This is a genomic window from Altererythrobacter sp. TH136 (assembly GCF_007065885.1).
GTDB lineage: Bacteria > Pseudomonadota > Alphaproteobacteria > Sphingomonadales > Sphingomonadaceae > Tsuneonella.
The window spans coordinates 2517289-2532211 of record NZ_CP041409.1 but is presented as its reverse complement, the minus strand read 5'-3'; the positions used below and the strand labels follow the sequence as shown (position 1 = coordinate 2532211).

Sequence of the window (14923 nt, the reverse complement as noted above, 5' to 3'; positions counted from 1 at the left end):
GGCGTAGTGCGCGGCGCCAGCCGGTTCAACCGTTCCTTATTGACACTGGTGTCAGTAAGGATTATTCCGGCGTCATCATTCAATGGAGCTGCGCCCCGTGAACGCCCCCACGACATTCGATCACCCCGCCGCTACCGCCACCCCGGCGGACCTCGACATCGTCATCCGCGACCGCCGCTTCCTGCGGGGGGCTGAGCCGAAGCGCTGGTGGCTGAACGGCGATCCGGTCGCCACCGCATGGTTCAATGCGCTGTCCGCGACTTTCCCGCGCGGGGAGGCGTTCTTCATCGAATCGGTCAAGGCCTTCCGCGAGGGCGCCTCAGCGAAGCTGACCGCCGAGATCCGCGCGTTCGTGCGGCAGGAGATCAACCACACGCGCGAACACATCGTGCTGAACAAGCTGGCCGAGGCGAGCGGTTACGATGTCAGCTTCATCGACCAGCGCGTCGAGCACCTGCTGCAACTGCTCAACAACCGGCCGATGTACCTCAATCTAGCCGCCACCATGGCGCTGGAGCATTTCACCGCGATGCTGGGCCACGAACTGCTCTCGAACCCTGAACACCTCGCCGGCGCAGAGGGCGATCTCGGTGACATCTGGCGCTGGCACTCGGTGGAGGAGATCGAGCACAAGGGCGTCGCTTACGACACCTGGCTGCACGCCACCAAGGACTGGAGCCGATGGAAGCGGTGGAAGGTGAAGAGCCTGATGATGGTGATCGTGTCCAAGCGCTTCATCTTCAACCGGGTGCAGGACACCGCCGATCTGCTGGCGCAGGATGGCCTGACCGGCTGGAAATGGCGCGCGAAGATCTGGGCCTACCTGCTGGTACGCCCCGGTTTCCTGCGCCGGATCGCGCCGCAGTGGCTGGCGTTCTTCATGCCCGGTTTCCACCCGTGGAACCACGACGACCGGGCGCTGATCGCCAAGCACGAGGGTGATTTCACCGACGCGCTGCTGCCAGCCTAATTCAATAATCGAGACACACGAACGCCGCCCCGGTGAGACCGGGGCGGCGCTTTTCGTTCAAGCTGCCCGCATGTGCGGGACGGCCTCAGCCTCCAGGTTGAGGATATATTCATGCGCCGGCACTTCGCACCCGCGCGCACAACTCATCCGGGGACGGGTAAGGCCCGTGGGGACGAAGCCTAGCTTGCGCAACACGCGCCCCGATGCTGGATTGTCCACGAAGTGACCCGCGTGGACGCGCTGGTGCCCGAGCAGACGCGCAATCTCGATCACGCCCGCCGCAGCTTCGGTGGCAAAGCCACGCCCCCAGAACGGCCGCGCGAGCCAATAGCCGAGTTCCGCCTCGCCATGATGGTCCCCCAGGCCGGCTGAGCCGACGACCTGTCCGCTGTCAGCATGCACTACCAGAAAGTGCGGGCGGCACGGATTTTGCGGCATGGCTGCGAACGCGCGCGCTTCTTCCGGGCCATACGGCCACGGCGCGCGCGCCAGATTGCGCACGACCCCTTCGTCGGCGATTCCGCCGAGCACCGCTTCCCAGTCCTCGGGCCACGCCGGCCGCAGGAACAGCCTTGCCGTACGATGGAACACGTCGCTTCTCCTCCTCGCCCCGCGCCTGCCCGCTAGGAGCGGCGCGTGACATTCTCATGGCGGCGCTTCTGCGATGGCGCCGGTTGCACGAGGGAGATACGACAAGAGGGAGACGGGCTCCCTGAATCAGGAAAGCCCTATCTCCCTCTGGATGCCGGATTTTAACGCCCGGCGGGGGCTGTCCTGATGGACGGCCCCGTTATCGAACCGTCCGTTATTCCGCGGCCTGGGCCATCATGTCGACCGACACGTACTTGCGGCCAAGTTTGCCCGAGTGGAATCGCACGCGGCCCTCGGTCAGGGCGAACAGCGTGTGATCCTTGCCCATGCCCACGCCGGTGCCCGGGTAGAACTTGGTGCCGCGCTGGCGCACGATAATGTTGCCCGGAATCACTTCCTGGCTGCCGAACTTCTTGACGCCGAGGCGCCGGCCCGCGGAGTCGCGGCCGTTGCGGGACGAACCGCCTGCTTTTTTATGTGCCATGGTCTCGTCCTACTCTTATTCGCTGTCGGCAGCGCCGTCGGTGGCGCTGTCGTCCTGGGGAGCGGCGGCCTTCTTGGCCGGCTTCTTCTTGGCGGGCGCATCGACCATGCCCTCGCCGGCGGTCCCGGTATCCTTGGCCGGAGCGGCAGCCTTCGCCTTCTTCGGCTTGGCGGCAGCGGTCTCGGCTGCGGGAGCCGTATCGACCGAACCGGTATCGCCCGAAGTGGCGGCCGGGGTGGTGTCGAGCGGAGCCGCATCGGCAACCGGAGCGGTCGCGATCGGAGCAGCCTCTGCCTTCGGCGCGGACTTCTCGTACTTGTCGTCGCCGACCTGGACGATCCGCAGCAGGGTCATCTGCTGGCGGTGCCCGGCCTTGCGGCGGTAGTTGTGCCGGCGGCGCTTCTTGAAGACGATGACCTTTTCGCTCTTCGCCTGGGCGATGATCTCGGCCGACACGACGACCTTGGCGGCATCGGCCAGGCTGTCGCCTTCGCCGGCCATCAGGACGTCACCCAGCGTGATGGTCTCACCGGCGTCACCCGCCAGCTTCTCGACCGCGATCTTGTCTCCGGCGGCAACCCGGTATTGCTTGCCGCCCGTGCGCACTACTGCGAACATGGTAAGGTTCACTTCCGACTATGTGTGTGGCCGCCCTTGGCAAGGCGACGAGACCGGGGAACCCGATGAAGGGCCCCGGAAAGATGAGCGCCGCTAAAGGAAAGGCTCCAACAAGTCAACGCTCGGATGGGCCAAATTGCGCTGGACCGGCTTCCCAGCATCGCCGGCCGTGCTAAGGACACCCGGTGACCGGCGCCAGACCTTTTGCAGCCCTGCTGCTCTCCGCATTGCTCGCCGCCTGTGCCAGCTCGGGAGATTACCCCTCGCTCGCCCAGCGGCCGGCGGAACGGGCGCAGGGCAGTTCCGCAACCGACCCGGCGCAGGTCGTGCCCCTGCCGCCGCCTGCCCCCAGCGCCGACCTCGTCGCCCGCCTCGCCGCGCTGCGCCGCGATGCCGCCGGACATCACGCCCAGTTCATGGCCGCCCTTCCCGCAGCCCAGCGCGCCGCCGCCGCGGCCGGGGCGACCGGCAGCGACAGTTGGGCCAACGCGCAGGTCGCGTTGGCCGATCTCGATTCGCAGCGCAGCCTGACCGCGGTTCCGTTGGCCGATCTCGATGCGTTGTGGGTCGATTCGACCATCGAAGCCGGGCCGCGCGAGGCGATCGGGGCCGTGCGGGACGAGGTTGAAGCTCTTGTGCGGTCAGAAGATGAGGCGTTGGGGCGCCTCCGGGCGCGGGTCGGCTAGCTCCACCGCGCCAGGTCGGCATGATCCTCGGGCCGCGGCTCGATCCAGTGCCACTGCCCATCGCGCTGCTCGCGCTTCCAGAACCAGGCCGCCGCCTTCAGGTGGTCCATCGTGAAATCGACCGCCTCGATCGCGGCTCGCCGATGCCGCGCCGCTGCCGCCACCAGCACGATCGGCTCTCCCGGCAAAAGCAGCCCCACCCGGTGCCACACCACCAGTGCGTCGAGCGGCCAGCGGGCCAGCGCCTCGCCGGCAAGCCGTTCCATCCCCGGGAAGGTGAGCGGAGCATAGTGGCTCAGTTCCAGCGCGGTGACCCCGCCGCCGGTCCGGACCTGCCCGACGAAGCTCGCGATCCCGCCGCTCGACTGATGGACCTCGCCAAGCGCGGCCAGCACCGGCCCGGGCGACAGTCTGTCCTCCAGCAACCGCACATCGGCCGGACCCCGCAGGCCCATCACCCTCAGCCTCCGCTGACCGGCGGCAGCAGCGCGACCTCGTCACCCTCGTGGGCAAGGATCGTCGCCTTGTCCGCCACCACCGTGCCCGAAAGCGCAACGTGCACCCGCTCATCCCGGACCGCCGCCGCCAGCGCCGCGGGTACCTTGGCGAGCAGCGTTTCCCATGACAGCGGGGCGTCCAGGATCAATTGGTCGGTCCCGGCCAAATCTCGCAGCCGTCCCAGCAGCAGCACCCGCACCCCCACCAGCCGTCAGCCGCCCGTGACCGACATGTGCCGCGCAGGGCCGCTCGCGAACCCCTGGGAAATCGCGAAGCGATGGCGTTCAGGCTTGATCCGCATGGCAGTCTCCAGCGCCGACGCCAGCGCCTGGTCTCCCCCTCCAGAGCGCAGCGCCGCGCGCAGATCGACCGCTTCCGTGCCGCCGAGACACGGGTGCAACTGGCCCGTGGCGGTCACCCGCAGCCGATTGCAGCCAGCGCAGAAGTTGTCGCTGAGCGGTGTGATGAACCCGATCCGCCCCCCCGTCTCCGCGATATGCCAGTAGCGCGCGGGCCCGCCGGTACGATGAGTCGACGGTGTGAGCGTCCACCGCGCCTCAAGTTCTCGGCGCACGTCGGTCAGCGGCACGAACTGGTCTGCCCGCCCGGCTGCCACCTCGCCCATCGGCATCACCTCGATCAGAGTCACCGAATGACCGTGGCCATGCGCCCATTCAATGAGTTCGCGCCGGCCCTCGCTGCTCTCGTCGCGCAGGGCGACGACGTTCAGCTTCACCTCCAGGCCCGCGTCGCGCGCCGCTGCAATCCCGCCCAATACCGCACCGAGCCGATCGGCGCCGGTCAATTGGGTGAAGCGAGCGCGGTCGAGCGTGTCGAGCGATACGTTGACCCGGCGCACCCCCGCCGCCGCCAGCGCATCAGCCTTATCGGCAAGGTGCGTTCCGTTGGTGGTCAGCGTCAGTTCGTCCAGCTGCTGTCCTACGTGGCGGCCAAGCGCCGTCACGAAATCCATGACATCGCGCCGGACCAGCGGCTCGCCGCCGGTCAGCCGGATCGCGCGCACGCCGCGGTCGATGAACGCCAGCGCCAGCCGGTGGAGCTCGTTCAACGTCAGCAAATCCTTGCGGGGCAGGAACACCATCTCGCGCGGCATGCAGTATACGCAGCGCAGGTCGCAGCGATCGGTGACGGACAACCGCAGGTAGGTGATCCGCCGCTGAAAGCGGTCGATCAGCGTAGGCTCAGCCGGTGGCAACGCCCGCGCCTTTGCCGGTCGTGGGTAGATACTGCCCGGTCAGTCCCGGAGCGCGGGCCAAGTATTCCACGGTGGCCGCGATCGCCCCCTCATCGTCACCTGCTACGATATTCACCCGCTGCGGGGCTACTGCCCGTGCAATGTCCCGCGCCGCTGCCCGGCGCCAATCCGTGTGATCGTAAGCTGCACCCGATAACACGATCGTCAGCACCTCGCTGTCTGGCGAAAGCTGCTTCAGCGCCCGCGGCAACCACTGCTCGTAGAAAGCAGCAGCTGCATCGAGTGCTTCGTCCGGCAACCCGCCGACCCGCAGCACGGCCCCGTTCACCCGCGCCGCTCGCGGGTCAGGGTGATGCCGATCCGCTCACCCGCCTCGGCGATCGCCAGCTTGACGATCTTCACCGTGACCGCTTCCACCCGCCGATCCGACACGAATAGCGTATCGCAAATGTGGTCCGCCACCGATTCGATCAGCTTGAAGTGCAACTGCGATCCCAGCGCCTCGGTCGCGGCGAACTTGAGATCCATGTAGTTCTTGCTCGCCGCAAGCGGGGTATCCGGCTCGTAGCGCGCTTCCGGTTTCAACCGGGCGGACACCGAAATGCGCAACGGCTGCGGCTTGCCGGTCTCTTCTGAGTAGATGCCGGTGAGCACATCCACTTCCAGATCAGCGACTTCCAGGATCAGCGAATCGGCCATGGACGCCGCCTTAGCCCGGATTGGACCAGCGCGCGAAGATGGCGGTGGGCAGCAGCCGGGCGCCCTCACCCTCCTCGCTGACGGCCAGGTCACCATGCTCGATCGTCCCCGGCAGGTCGGCGAACAGCTCGGCCAGCAGACCGGCGAGCGCGAGACTGCTCATGCGGACGGCGTAGACCGTCAGGAACAGGAACCGGCTGTCGCGATCCAGCAACCTGCGGCAGTCTGACACGAGCGGGGCGAGGTGCTCCTCGATCCGCCAGGTCTCGCCATTGGGGCCCCGGCCAAACTTCGGGGGGTCAAGGATGATGCCGTCGTAGCGCTTGCCCCGGCGCACCTCGCGAGCGGCGAACTTGGCCGCATCGTCGATCAGCCAGCGGATCGGCCGTTCTGCCATGCCCGACAGGTCGGCGTTTGCGCGCGCCTGGGCGACGGATTTCTTGCTGGCGTCGACATGCGCCACGGGCCCGCAGGCGGACAGGGCCAGACTGCCGACGCCGGTGTACCCGAACAGGTTCAAGGTCTGGGCCTGCTCCATGCCCAGGAGCTGCTGCCGCATCCACGTCCAGACCGGCGCCATGTCGGGGAAGAAGCCAAGATGGCGGAACGGAGTGCACTGGGCAGTGAAGCGAACATCGTCCCATGCAAGCTGCCATCCATCTGAAGAGACAGCATTCGCGAATTGCCAGCGTCCTCCGCCATCCTCATCGGAACCCGGAACGAATTCGCCGTCGGCCGGCCAATGATCCAGGCGCGGCGTCCACATCGCCTGCGGTTCGGGCCGGATGAAACGATAGCGGCCATAGCGTTCGAGCTTGCGGCCATGCCCGCTGTCGAGCAGCGCGTAGTCGGCCCAACCTTCTCCGGCCAGGACCACCGGTTGCTGCACCAGATTGGCCATCAGGCGGCAGGCTTCGCCCGCTCGGCGATATAGGCGCTGACGGCGCGGTAATCGCCCGGCAGCTCGTCAAAGCGTTCCGCCCGCGCGAACAGATCACCGATCCGCGCGGGCAGATGCGGCCGCTGCCCGGTGGCCCGCTCCACCGCATCCGGGAATTTCGCCGGATGAGCGGTGGCGAGCGTCACCACCGGCACCTGCGGCTCCAGATCGGCAGCGCGCGCGGCATGCAGGCCGATGGCGGTGTGCGGGTCGATCAGCTGACCTGCCGCTTCCCGCGCCCAGCGCATTGCGCCGTTCATGTCGCCCAGCTCGGCGCGAGCGCTGGTCAACAGCCCCGCGACCCCCTGCCGCTGGGAGTTGGTCAGCTGCATGGCCTTGCTCGCTTCGAAACCGCGCATCTGCTCCGCCAGGGCAGCCCCGTCGCGGCCGCCCGCATCGAACAACAGGCGTTCGAAGTTAGAACTGACCTGGATGTCCATGCTGGGCGCGGCGGTGGCGGTGACGCTGCCGACAGAATAGTCGCCGTCGGCCAGTGCGCGGTGGAGGATATCGTTGACGTTGGTCGCGACGATCAGCCGCTCGATCGGCAGCCCCATCTGCGCGGCGACATACCCGGCGAACACGTCGCCGAAATTACCCGTCGGCACGCTGAAGGCGACCCGGCGGTCGGGCGCGCCAAGCTGCAGGGCGGCGGCAAAGTAATACACCACCTGCGCCATCAGCCGCGCCCAGTTGATCGAATTGACCGCGCCCAGGTGCAGACGTGCAGTCAGTTCGGGATCGGCGAACATGCGCTTCACCATGGCCTGTGCATCGTCGAACGAACCGTCGATCGCGACGTTGTGCACGTTGGGCGCAAGGACGCTGGTCATCTGGCGCCGCTGGACGTCGCTCACCTTGCCGTTCGGGTGAAGCATGAAGATCTCCACCCGCTCGCGGCCGGCGACCGCATCAATCGCGGCGCTGCCGGTGTCCCCGCTGGTCGCACCGACGATCGTCAGGTTGCGACCCGTCCGGCCGAGGAACTCCTCGAACAGCAATCCCAGCAGTTGAAGTGCTACGTCCTTGAATGCCAGGGTCGGCCCATGGAACAGCTCGAGCAGCCAGTGCGTCTCGTCCAGTTGCACCAGCGGCGTGACCGCGGCGTGCGAGAACCGGCCGTACGCGGCGCCGGTCAGCTCCCTCAGCCGTTCGGGCGAGAGGCTGTCGCCGACGAACGGCTGCATCACCCGCGCGGCGAGTTCGGCGTAAGGCAGGCCCCGCAACCCCGCGATCTCGCCAGCGGTAAATCGCGGCCATTCGCGCGGCAGATACAACCCCCCGTCGCTGGCGAGACCGGCCAGGGTCGCGCCTTCGAAGTCGAGCGCTGGCGCGCTTCCGCGAGTGGAGATGTATTCCATCGGATTCAGCGACTAGCGAGGTGCCCGGGCGCCGGCAAGCAAGGCACACTTGGCACCGGCGGGCGGTTTTCTTGTTCGCCCAGCCCCCGCGGCGTTATGCCGCTTCACGCCACTTCTTTCGGAGCGCTAGCACATAGATCACCAGTGCGGTCGCGGCGAACAGGAACCATTGCACCGCATAGGACAGGTGATTGTTCGGCACATCGCGCGGGTCGGGCGCGGCGAGCTGCGCGAGACCGGCCTGTGGAGGCGAGGCCACGAGCCGCACGCCGTTCTTGCCGGAAGGTCCGACGAAACCGGCCACGGCGCCCCCCTGCCATTGCACCGCTGCCGGATCGCTCGACCAGCCGAGCGCCACCACCGCGGGGCTGCCGTCGGCCAGGGTGCACTGCGCGATGTGCGCCCATCCTGTCTGGCCGGTCTGGGAGTGTCCGGCGCGGGCGTCGATGCTGCGAACTTGGGCACAGGTCAGTTCCGACCGGCGATAAAGCGCCGCCTCCCGCTCCTGCGCGGTGCGCGGCCACTGCGTCTCTGACGCCATCGTCAGCGACTGTTGATAACGTGCCAGCTGCGCCTGCTTCTCATCCGCCCGGCCGATCTGCCACAGGCCGAGCACGATCATCGTCGCGATCGCAAGCGCCACGATCACTGTCGCCACGACAGGTATCCGCCGGCTCACTTCCTCAGCCGGCCTTCGCCGGAACGGTTGCGGTATTCACTCGCCATCAGCGCTGCTTTCGAAAATCTGAGGCCAAGCACCACCAGCGCCAGCGTGACCGGGATCCAGATCAACGCCTGCAGCCAGAACGGCGGTTCCGCTGCGAGCTGCAGCCAGATCGCTAGACCCGTGACGAGTGCCCCGATGATCAGGATAAGGAACGCCGCCGGTCCGTCACCCACGTCGAAGCGGGAGAAGTCCAGCCCGCAGGAGCGGCACGCCGGAGCGAAGCGGGCGACCCCGGCAAACAGCGTCCTGGCTCCGCACCGGGGACACAGACCCGAAAGGGCAGCCGCGGCGATGCCAGGCTGCCCTTGTCGATCGGCTGGCCCCTGCTGGTGGTCGGGGCGGTCCGAATTCATCAGTGAATCGGCGCGCCCCAGCCGCCCCACACGTAGACCGCGATGAACAGGAACAGCCACACCACGTCGACGAAGTGCCAGTACCACGCGGCGGCTTCGAAACCGAAGTGCTGCTGCGGAGTGAAGTGACCCTTGTAGGTCCGGACCAGGCAGACGATCAGGAAGATCGTGCCGACCAGCACGTGGAACCCGTGGAAGCCGGTCGCCATGTAGAACGCCGAGCTGTAGGTGTTGTTGCCGAATTCGAACGGCGCATGGGCGTACTCGTACGCCTGGATGCAGCTGAACAGGATGCCGAGCAGGACCGTCAGCCACAGCCCTTTCTTGAGGCCGTCGCGATCACCGTGGATCAGCGAATGGTGCGCCCAGGTGACCGTCGTTCCGGAGCACAGAAGGATCAGCGTGTTGAGCAGCGGCAGGTCGAACGGGTCCATGACCGCCTCGATCGCCTTGGGCGGGAATTGGCCGCCCACCACTTCCGACAACTCGCTGGGGAACAGCGAGAAATCGAAGAACGCCCAGAACCATCCGACGAAGAACATCACTTCCGAAGCGATGAACAGGATCATGCCGTACCGCAGGTGCAGTTGCACCACCGGGGTGTGATCGCCCGCTTGCGCTTCGTTGACGATGTTGGCGAACCAGCTGAAGAAGGTCGCGATCAGGCCGGCAACGCCGAGGCCCAGGACGATCGGCCACCCGCTCATCGTATCGCGGTGCATGAACAGCACCATGCCGCTGGTGAAGGTCACCGCGGAGATCGAGCCGATCAGCGGCCAGATGTCCGGCGGCAGGATGTGGTACTGGTGGTTCTTGGCGCCTGCCATGTGAAATCTCGTCCCTGATCGAGCGGTTTGGCTTGCCCTTAATGCGCGCAAACGGCGCTAACAAGAGCGCTATTGCGGCTGATCCGCCTGGCGGTGGAAAGTGTAGCTCAAGGTGATCTGTTCAACCGGCGCCGCGTCTTCGTCCTGCCGGATTGCCGGATCGACGAAGAACAGCACCGGCATCACCACTTCCTGGCCCGGCTGCAGCGTCTGCTCGGTGAAGCAGAAGCACTGGACCTTGTTGAAGTAGCCACCTGTCTGGTCGGGCGAGACGTTGAAGCTCGCCTGGCCGGAGATGGGCCGGTCGGAATTGTTCTTGGCGTAATAGAACGCCATCTGCCGCTGACCCAGCTTGACCGTCTGGGTCACCTGCTCAGGACGGAACGTCCACGGCAAGTCGGCATCGATATTGGCGTCGAAGCGGACCGAGATGGACGCTCCAGCTTTCGCTCCGGCACGCTCGGCGGCGATCGCCTGGCCCTCGGTAGCGCGCATCGTGGTGCCGCCAAAGCCCGTGACCTGGCAGAACAGGCGGTACAGCGGCACCGCGGCGAAGCCCAGGCCCAGCATAGCCAGTGCCAGCAGCGCGGCGGTGATGCCCGTGCGGGCGTTGCTGCGCCTAACCTGCGGAATGCTCGCCATCGGTCAGCCGATCCGCACCAGCGTGATGGAGTAGAACAGGATCACGAAGAACACGAGCACCAGCCCGAGCGCGATGTTGCGCCCCTTGCGGCGGCGCTTGAATTCGATTTCTTCTTCCGGGGTCATGCGAGCCAGCCCTGCCCGTAAACCACCCGGTCGGCAACCAGTGCGGCGAACAGGGCGAACAGATAGAGCACCGAATAGCCGAACAGCCGCTTTTCAGGCTTCATCGTATCGCCCGGCTCCGCACGGCGCAGCGCCACGGGTGCAGCGAGAATCAGGAAAACCAGCGACAGCGCGATGGCGACGACGCCATAGATCGCCCCGGTCCCGCCGATGAACCACGGCGCCGCGGCCAGCGGCAGCAGCAGCACGGAATAGACCATGATCTGGCGGCGGGTGCTGGCCTCCCCCTTCACTACAGGCATCATGGGAATGCCGACCTTGGCGTAATCGCTTTGCACGAACAGCGCGAGCGCCCAGAAGTGCGGCGGCGTCCACATGAAGATGATCGCGAACAGCAGCACCGGCATCAACGTGATGTCGCCGGTCACCGCGACCCAGCCGATCATCGGCGGAAACGCCCCCGCCCCGCCGCCGATGACGATGTTCTGCGGTGTGCGAGGCTTCAGCCAGATCGTGTAGATAACCGCATAATACACGATCGATACCGCGAGGATGATCGCCGCCAGCCAATTGACCGCGATGCCCATCACCGCGACGGAGGCCACCGACAGCGCGATGCCGAAATCGCGTGCGTCGGTCGGGCGCAGGCGACCGGCGGGGATCGGCCGCTTGGCGGTGCGCTTCATGCCCGCGTCGAGATCCGCCTCCCACCACTGATTGAGCGTCGCCGCACCGCCCGCGCCCATCGCGATGCACAGGACCGCGGTGAAGCCGATCACCGGGTGGATGTCGCCCGGCGCCGCCAGCAGGCCGCACAAGCCGGTGAAGATCACCAGGCTCATCACGCGCGGCTTGGTGAGCGACAGGAAGTCGCGCCAGTCGGTCGGCAGGTACAGGGCGGTGGATTCGGTCATCGGCAGACGAGCGGGCCTATAGGGGTCCTGCCGCGCTGAGGGAAGGCGCAATGGGTGCGAGGCGCAGGCATCCGGGATGTGTCACACGTGTCACACTGTTCTGGGGAGAAAAAATCCGCCGCCCCCATTTCCGGAAGCTCGCGGCCTGCAGCGAAGTGGATGGACGCTATCATGCCCAGACTATGGCGCAGATGACCGCCTGTAGGAAAACGCTGGCAAGCGCCGGCACGCAAGATACCCGGTCACTCGACTTTCGACCCCTATTGCAGACGAGCTTTGCGTCCCTAAGGTTCTCCCATGGCTTTCTGGCAAAAACACTGGACTACGGCCGCACCGATTGTCGCATGGCTGACTTATCTCGCCAGCTTCAGCGGGGTGGTACCCACGCTCGTGCTGGCAGCGACGTTGATCGCCAGCGTGCTCGCCGCCGTGCACCATGCGGAACTCGTCGCGCACCGGGTTGGCGAGCCGTTCGGCACCTTCCTGCTGGCGGTGGCCGTCACGGTGATCGAACTGGGCCTGATCGTCACGTTGATGTCCGCTGGCGGGGAGAGCGCCACCACCCTTGCCCGGGACACGGTGTTTGCCGCCGTGATGATTATCCTCAACGGCCTTGTCGGCGTCTGCATCCTGATCGGCGCGCTCCGGCACAAGGAGCAGGTTTTCCAGCAGGTCGGCGTCAGCGCTTCGCTCGCGACGATTTGCGCGCTCACTGTGCTCACGCTGGTCCTGCCGAACTTCACGCTGAGCGAAGCGGGTCCGGTCTACTCGACGTCGCAGCTCGCGTTCGTCGCCGTCGTCTCCTTCCTGCTCTACGCGACGTTTGTCGGCGTTCAGACTGTGCGGCACCGGGACTATTTCCTGCCGGACAAGGCGGTGGTGGCAGATCAGGAGATTCACGCCGCGCCGCCGTCCAACGCGCGCACGGCCGCGTCGGGGATGCTGCTGGTCCTGTGTCTCGGCGCGGTGGTCCTGCTGGCAAAGACGCTTGCCCCGGCGATCGAGGGCGCGGTGTCCGCGGCAGGCGCGCCGCGGGCGATCGTGGGCGTCATCATCGCCGCGCTGGTCTTGTTGCCGGAGGGCGTGGCGGCCTTGCGTGCGGCCCTGGCGAACCGTTTGCAGACGAGCCTCAATCTGGGCCTCGGTTCCGCGCTGGCGACGATCGGGCTCACCATTCCCGCGGTCGCGGCATTGTCGCTGCTGATGGGCCTTCCGATCGCGCTCGGCCTCGACACCAAGAGTGTCGTGTTGCTGTTGTTGACGTTGATCGTGTCCACGCTCACGCTCGGGACCGGGCGCACGACGGTGCTGCAAGGCGCGGTGCACCTGGTGATCTTCGCTGTCTATCTGTTCACGACAATCGTTCCCTGAGCAGCGGGCAGGCGCCCCGGCCGAAACCGGGGCGCCCCCAAGTCAGCCGCTGTCAGGCGGTCGCGTAGAAGGCGAAATACACGATGACGGCTGCTGCGATGGCGATGGCTATAGCAGCGACCGCGTAATCCTTCGTCCGGAAGCCATCGATGTGTTCAGCCCGGAACGCCGCGTAGCGTGCATGGATGCTCTCCTTGCTCGCCAGGCTGGCGACGTCGAACGCGCTTGCTTCCCTAGTGAACCACCGCTTCAAATCCTCGACCTCCGCTTCGGTGGTGTCGGGATAGCGCGCGATAAGGCTTTCGACATAGTCGAAGCGATCGGTGCCTGGCAGGGCACCGGTTGATGGTTTTTGCATGTCAATTCCTGGATCTTGGACGTGTGATGCTCCCGAAAGAGCGGACGATCAGGATTGAACAGGAGGCGCGCGGGGTGATGCTACGTGAAGGCGTGGCGGGGGTGCCGGAGGGCCGGTTTGCCGCGGCGGCAGCGGCGCTTTGGCCGCCACCGGGCTGTCGTACCCCACTGCGGCAAAGCGAGCGGGCGCCACCGCCAACAAAGGAACGGGCGCGGGGCTCGTTACCTCGGCGCTGTCGCGGCGGACTGGCAGAGCGACGTCGTAAGTGGCGGCGCTGAACGCCGAACCATGACCCCTCTGGATCGGCAGATCGCCTGCGGGCGCGGTCTGGAACAGGACCACACCAAGCATAAGCGCCAGAAACACGCGGAACTGGCGCTGGAGGAGGGAACTTGCCGTCACGAGCTTTGCTGTACCATACGTTCGGCTTAACGACACCTTAGGCCTCAAATGGCGGATCAGGCGCGCTGCGATGGGCGCCGGTCCCTAAGGGCCGTTCGGTTACAACCGCCCCAGCCAGTCCAGCAGCAGTCGGTTGACCTCTGCCGGTCGCTCCTGCTGGGTCCAGTGGCCGACGCCGGGTAGCACGTGACCCTCGACCCGGGGGGCGAACACCCGCATCAGTGCCACCGGATCGGCGACCGCGCCGAACAGCGTGGTGGCGGGATCGCGGTCGCCGCCGATGAACAGGCACGGCTGCTCGATCCGCTTCCCGGCCCAGCCTTGCAGCCATTCGTAATCCCGCTCGTGATTGCGATAGCGGTTGAGCGGCCCGCGAAAGCCGCTCTGGCTGAATTCGCGGCCGTAGAACTGGATGTCCTCGGTGGTCAGCCAGGCAACCGGCTGCGGATCGGGCAAGCCGTCGAGAAATTTCGCGCCGAGCGGCTTGTCGTAGTAGTCACCGTGGGGAACGTCGCCGCTGATCGAATACATCATCCGCTGGACGAAATGCTCGGGATCGGCCTCCGCCTCGGCCTCGGCGATGCCGGGCTCCTGGAAGTATTCCTGGTAGAAGAACTTGCCCTTGGACGTGAAGTGTTCGCGGAACACCTCCGTGAACGGGCGGTTGGGCACCCCGGCGAACGGCACCGACAGGCCAGCCACCGCGGACACCCGATCGGGGTTGGTGAGCGCGGTGTTCCAGACGATCGGCGCGCCCCAGTCGTGACCCACCAAGATCACCTGCTCGCCCGGCCGCAGCGCTTCGGCGAGTCCCATCAGGTCGGCCGCGATAGCTTGCAGGGTGTAATCCTCGACCAGCGGCGGCTTGTCAGAACCGCCATAGCCGCGGACGTCGATCGCGCAGGCGGTGAAGCCGGCTTGAGCGACAGGACCAAGCTGGTGGCGCCAGGAATACCAGCTTTCCGGAAAGCCGTGGACGAAGATCACCAGCGGACCGGAGGCTGATCCCCCCTCCTCGATGGCACACCGCAGGGACGCGTGGCCGGTATCGATCTGGCGCATCTCGGGCATTCGGTTCCTCCTTCAACGCAAACGGCCGGCCCTCGAGGTGAGGACCGGCCGCATGTTTCTTCCGCCGAA

The 14923-nt window shown here is 66.4% G+C and carries 21 protein-coding genes; 3 read left to right on the top strand and 18 right to left on the bottom strand.

The window, feature by feature from the left end:
- The first annotated feature begins 97 nt into the window (after positions 1-97).
- Positions 98-970 carry a metal-dependent hydrolase gene (locus C0V74_RS12430; RefSeq protein ID WP_246844887.1) on the top strand — a complete coding sequence of 291 codons (873 nt, stop codon included), beginning with the start codon at positions 98-100 and terminating at the stop codon, positions 968-970.
- 57 nt (positions 971-1027) lie between these two features.
- Here the strand turns inward: C0V74_RS12430 and C0V74_RS12425 are convergent, their stop codons facing one another.
- The 3 genes from C0V74_RS12425 to rplU form a co-directional block, all read right to left on the bottom strand.
- Positions 1028-1561, bottom strand: coding sequence for a GNAT family N-acetyltransferase (locus C0V74_RS12425; RefSeq protein ID WP_143252035.1), 534 nt, complete (start codon positions 1559-1561; stop codon positions 1028-1030).
- A gap of 214 nt (positions 1562-1775) precedes the next feature.
- Entirely contained in the window at positions 1776-2045 is a 270-nt protein-coding gene (rpmA, locus tag C0V74_RS12420) for a 50S ribosomal protein L27 (RefSeq protein WP_143252034.1), read from the bottom strand.
- 15 nt (positions 2046-2060) lie between these two features.
- Complete coding sequence (gene rplU, locus C0V74_RS12415) at positions 2061-2663, bottom strand: 50S ribosomal protein L21 (protein ID WP_143252305.1); 603 nt, start codon at positions 2661-2663, stop codon at positions 2061-2063.
- 185 nt (positions 2664-2848) lie between these two features.
- Here rplU and C0V74_RS12410 point away from each other — a divergent pair, with 185 nt between their 5' ends.
- Positions 2849-3349, top strand: coding sequence for a hypothetical protein (locus C0V74_RS12410; RefSeq protein ID WP_143252033.1), 501 nt, complete (start codon positions 2849-2851; stop codon positions 3347-3349).
- On the opposite strand, the gene C0V74_RS12405 is transcribed toward C0V74_RS12410, so the two are convergent.
- The 13 genes from C0V74_RS12405 to C0V74_RS12350 all read right to left on the bottom strand — a co-directional run bounded on the left by C0V74_RS12405 (position 3346) and on the right by C0V74_RS12350 (position 11652).
- Positions 3346-3804 (bottom strand): molybdenum cofactor biosynthesis protein MoaE, encoded by a 459-nt coding sequence (locus C0V74_RS12405; protein WP_143252032.1) that lies wholly within the window; start codon positions 3802-3804, stop codon positions 3346-3348. The genes C0V74_RS12410 and C0V74_RS12405 overlap by 4 nt on opposite strands.
- 5 nt (positions 3805-3809) lie before the next feature.
- Positions 3810-4052, bottom strand: coding sequence for a MoaD/ThiS family protein (locus C0V74_RS12400; RefSeq protein WP_143252031.1), 243 nt, complete (start codon positions 4050-4052; stop codon positions 3810-3812).
- A gap of 6 nt (positions 4053-4058) precedes the next feature.
- Positions 4059-5063: a GTP 3',8-cyclase MoaA gene (gene moaA / locus C0V74_RS12395; protein ID WP_143252030.1), complete on the bottom strand. Its 1005-nt coding sequence runs from the start codon at positions 5061-5063 to the stop codon at positions 4059-4061.
- On the bottom strand, positions 5050-5391 hold the full coding sequence (locus tag C0V74_RS12390) for a Rossmann fold domain-containing protein (RefSeq protein WP_143252029.1): 342 nt from the start codon (positions 5389-5391) through the stop codon (positions 5050-5052). The genes moaA and C0V74_RS12390 overlap by 14 nt, the downstream gene beginning before the upstream one ends.
- Positions 5388-5762, bottom strand: coding sequence for a dihydroneopterin aldolase (locus C0V74_RS12385; protein ID WP_131624924.1), 375 nt, complete (start codon positions 5760-5762; stop codon positions 5388-5390). The genes C0V74_RS12390 and C0V74_RS12385 overlap by 4 nt, the downstream gene beginning before the upstream one ends.
- Before the next feature lie 10 nt (positions 5763-5772).
- Positions 5773-6663, bottom strand: coding sequence for a class I SAM-dependent methyltransferase (locus C0V74_RS12380; protein ID WP_143252028.1), 891 nt, complete (start codon positions 6661-6663; stop codon positions 5773-5775).
- Positions 6663-8063: a threonine synthase gene (gene thrC / locus C0V74_RS12375; RefSeq protein WP_143252027.1), complete on the bottom strand. Its 1401-nt coding sequence runs from the start codon at positions 8061-8063 to the stop codon at positions 6663-6665. The genes C0V74_RS12380 and thrC overlap by 1 nt, the downstream gene beginning before the upstream one ends.
- Before the next feature lie 94 nt (positions 8064-8157).
- Positions 8158-8721, bottom strand: a complete 564-nt coding sequence (locus C0V74_RS12370; protein ID WP_246844886.1) for an SURF1 family protein — start codon at positions 8719-8721, stop codon at positions 8158-8160.
- 17 nt (positions 8722-8738) lie between these two features.
- Positions 8739-9143: a DUF983 domain-containing protein gene (locus C0V74_RS12365; protein WP_131625016.1), complete on the bottom strand. Its 405-nt coding sequence runs from the start codon at positions 9141-9143 to the stop codon at positions 8739-8741.
- Entirely contained in the window at positions 9143-9970 is an 828-nt protein-coding gene (locus C0V74_RS12360; protein WP_143252026.1) for a cytochrome c oxidase subunit 3, read from the bottom strand. Before C0V74_RS12360 ends, C0V74_RS12365 begins: the two co-directional genes overlap by 1 nt.
- A 69-nt stretch (positions 9971-10039) precedes the next feature.
- Entirely contained in the window at positions 10040-10612 is a 573-nt protein-coding gene (locus tag C0V74_RS12355) for a cytochrome c oxidase assembly protein (RefSeq protein ID WP_131624920.1), read from the bottom strand.
- A gap of 3 nt (positions 10613-10615) precedes the next feature.
- Entirely contained in the window at positions 10616-10738 is a 123-nt protein-coding gene (locus C0V74_RS13290; RefSeq protein WP_282595921.1) for a hypothetical protein, read from the bottom strand.
- Positions 10735-11652 (bottom strand): heme o synthase, encoded by a 918-nt coding sequence (locus C0V74_RS12350; RefSeq protein WP_131624919.1) that lies wholly within the window; start codon positions 11650-11652, stop codon positions 10735-10737. Before C0V74_RS12350 ends, C0V74_RS13290 begins: the two co-directional genes overlap by 4 nt.
- A gap of 297 nt (positions 11653-11949) precedes the next feature.
- On the opposite strand from C0V74_RS12350, the gene C0V74_RS12345 reads away from it, so the two are divergent.
- The gene (locus tag C0V74_RS12345; RefSeq protein WP_143252025.1) at positions 11950-13023 is read left to right on the top strand and encodes an ionic transporter y4hA; all 1074 of its coding nucleotides are present in this window, start codon (positions 11950-11952) and stop codon (positions 13021-13023) included.
- A 52-nt stretch (positions 13024-13075) separates the two neighbouring features.
- Here C0V74_RS12345 and C0V74_RS12340 read toward each other — a convergent pair whose 3' ends face one another.
- Together C0V74_RS12340 and C0V74_RS12335 are read right to left on the bottom strand one after the other, a co-directional pair.
- Positions 13076-13381, bottom strand: coding sequence for a hypothetical protein (locus tag C0V74_RS12340; RefSeq protein ID WP_143252024.1), 306 nt, complete (start codon positions 13379-13381; stop codon positions 13076-13078).
- Positions 13382-13882: 501 nt separating this feature from the next.
- Positions 13883-14854: an alpha/beta hydrolase gene (locus C0V74_RS12335; RefSeq protein WP_168194207.1), complete on the bottom strand. Its 972-nt coding sequence runs from the start codon at positions 14852-14854 to the stop codon at positions 13883-13885.
- Between the last annotated feature and the right edge of the window lie 69 nt (positions 14855-14923).